The organism is Zoogloea oleivorans (assembly GCF_008107625.1).
GTDB classification, from domain to species: Bacteria; Pseudomonadota; Gammaproteobacteria; order Burkholderiales; family Rhodocyclaceae; genus Zoogloea; species Zoogloea oleivorans.
Genome location: NZ_SDKK01000075.1, coordinates 1 through 2835 on the forward strand (window position 1 = coordinate 1; position 2835 = coordinate 2835).

3 protein-coding genes are annotated in these 2835 nt (G+C 63.2%); 1 reads left to right on the forward strand and 2 read right to left on the reverse strand.

Translation table 11 applies throughout. The features are described 5' to 3' along the window. Both ETQ85_RS25705 and ETQ85_RS25710 read right to left on the reverse strand, forming a co-directional pair. The coding region (locus ETQ85_RS25705) for a fumarate hydratase (RefSeq protein WP_148581824.1) at window positions 1–830 on the reverse strand (830 nt) is incomplete at its 3' end. Between the two features lie 17 nt (window positions 831–847). Further along, window positions 848–1378 (reverse strand): TIGR00645 family protein, encoded by a 531-nt coding sequence (locus ETQ85_RS25710; protein ID WP_148581825.1) that lies wholly within the window; start codon window positions 1376–1378, stop codon window positions 848–850. A gap of 104 nt (window positions 1379–1482) precedes the next feature. On the opposite strand from ETQ85_RS25710, the gene purB reads away from it, so the two are divergent. After that, a partial coding sequence (purB, locus tag ETQ85_RS25715) for an adenylosuccinate lyase (protein ID WP_148581826.1) occupies window positions 1483–2835 on the forward strand: 1353 nt, incomplete at its 3' end.

The following is a 2835-nucleotide window of genomic DNA, read 5'->3' on the forward strand; positions in this document are numbered from 1 at the left end:
AGGGCCACCGGCAGGTTGGCGGCGTGACAGGGGTAGTCGAGCACCTTCACGTCGAGCACGGTGGTCAGGCCGCCGAGGCCCTGGGCACCAACGCCGAGCGCGTTGATCTTTTCCATCAGTTCGAGGCGCAGCTCTTCCGGGCGGGTCAGCTTGGCGCCAGTGGCGGCCTTGGCCTTCAGCTCATGGATGTCCACCGGCGCCATGATGGATTCCTTGGCCAGCAGCATGGCCTTTTCGGGCGTGCCGCCGATGCCGATGCCGATGATGCCCGGCGGACACCAGCCGGCGCCCATTTCGGGGATCTTCTTGAGGACCCAGTCCACCAGGTCGTCGGACGGGTTGAGCATGGCGAACTTGGACTTGGCTTCGGAGCCGCCGCCCTTGGCCGCGCAGATCACTTCCACGTGATGGCCGGGGACGAGCTCGAAGTGGACCACTGCCGGGGTGTTGTCCTTGGTGTTCTTGCGGGCACCGGCCGGATCGGCCAGCACCGAGGCGCGCAGGGGGTTGTCCGGGTTGCCGTAGGCGCGACGTACGCCTTCGTCGATCATCTGCTGGACGCTCATGGTGGCGTCCGGCCAGGTGACCTGCATGCCGACCTTGATGAAGACCATGCCGATACCGGTGTCCTGGCAGATCGGGCGGTGGCCCTCGGCGGACATGCGCGAGTTGGTCAAAATCTGGGCGATGGCGTCCTTGGCAGCGGGGGATTCCTCGCGCTCATAGGCTTCGCCGAGGGCCTTGATGTAGTCCAGCGGATGGTAGTAGCTGATGTACTGGAAGGCGTCCGCAACGGACTGGATCAGGTCTTCCTGTTTGATGGCGGTCATGCGTGAAGCTCCCTCTTTTAGTGTTTTGACAGCAAAACGGTCTGGTTCATCATCTTGTCCACGTAGGCCATGGCGAGGGCGGACAGGAGGAACACCAAATGGATGATCACCTGCCACTTGATCGTGTGCTCGGCCAGGTTGCTGGCGTTGATGAAGGTCTTGAGCAGGTGGATCGAGGAGATGCCGATGATGGCGGTGGACAGCTTGATCTTGAGTACGCCGGCGTTCACGTGGGACAGCCATTCGGGCTGATCCGGGTGGCCTTCGAGGTCGAGGCGCGAGACGAAGGTCTCGTAGCCGCCGATGATCACCATGATCAGCAGGTTGGCGATCATCACCACGTCGATCAGGCCGAGCACCACCAGCATGGTTTCGGTTTCGCTGATGTGACCGCCGGACGCGAAGACCGAGCCGACCAGATGGCCCAGTTCGGCCATGAACAGCCACACGTAGATGCCCTGCGCGACAACCAGGCCCAGGTAAAGCGGCGCCTGGAGCCAGCGACTCCAGAAAATGAAGCGTTCGAGTTGTTGAGAGCCTTTGCCCATGATCATCCACTGCAGTTGGGGGAGTCCGGATTTTATCATCGGCGCGACGCCCTCCGAGGCGGTAAAATGGCGGACTTTGCTTTTTCGCTCCGAAGGCTTTCCGCATGAATCTCCAGCCCATCACCGCGCTGTCGCCCCTCGACGGTCGCTACGAATCCAAGGTTTCCGCCCTGCGCGGGCATTTCAGCGAATTCGGCCTGATCCGCAACCGGGTCAAGGTCGAAGTCGAGTGGCTCAAGGCCCTCGCCGCCGAACCTGCTCTGGCCGAGATCGCCCCGTTTTCCGCCGCCACCGTGGCCGAGCTGGATGACGTGATCGCCGCTTTCTCGGTCGCCGACGGCGAGGCCGTGAAGGCCATCGAAGCGACCACCAACCATGACGTGAAGGCTATGGAATACTGGCTCAAGGAGCGTCTGGGCCATAACGTCGAGGTGATGAAGGTCACCGAGTTCATCCACTTCGGGTGTACTTCCGAAGACATCAACAACGTCTCCCACGCGCTGATGCTGCGCGACGGCCGCGACACCGTGCTGCTGCCGGCTCTCGACAAGATCATCGACCGCCTGGTCGAACTGGCTCACCAGCTGGCCGACCTGCCGATGCTCGCCCGCACCCACGGCCAGCCCGCCAGCCCGACCACCCTCGGCAAGGAAATGGCCAACGTGGTGTATCGCCTGCGCCGCGTGCGCAAGTCCATCGCCAGCGTCGAGCTGACCGCCAAGTTCAACGGCGCTGTCGGCAACTATAACGCCCACCTGTCGGCCTACCCCGAATTCGACTGGGAAGGCTTCAATGGCCGCTTCGTCGAATCCCTCGGCCTCGCCTTCAACCCCTACACCATCCAGATCGAACCCCACGATGCGATGGCCGAGCTGTTCGACGCCACCGCCCGCGCCAACACCATCGTCCTCGATATCTGCCGCGACATCTGGATGTACATCTCGCTGGGCTACTTCAAGCAGAAGCTGAAGGCCGGCGAGATCGGTTCCTCGACCATGCCGCACAAGGTCAACCCGATCGACTTCGAGAACGCCGAAGGCAATCTGGGCCTGGCCAACAGCGTGCTGCGCCACCTGGCCGACAAGCTGCCGGTGTCGCGCATGCAGCGCGACCTGACCGACTCCACCGTGCTGCGCAACATGGGCGTGGCTTTCGGTTACGCCGTGCTGGCCTACGATTCCTGCCTGCGCGGCCTCGGCAAGCTGGAAGCCGAACCGGCCCGTCTGGCGGCCGACCTGGACGCCTGCTGGGAAGTGCTGGCCGAGCCGATCCAGACCGTCATGCGTCGCTATGGCATCGCCAATCCCTACGAGCAGCTCAAGGAACTGACCCGTGGCAAGGGCATCACCAAGGAAGCGCTGCAGGAATTTATCGGCACCCTGGCCATCCCCGAAGCCGAAAAGGCCCGCCTGATGCAGATGACCCCGGGCAGCTACACCGGCAAGGCCGCCGAGCTG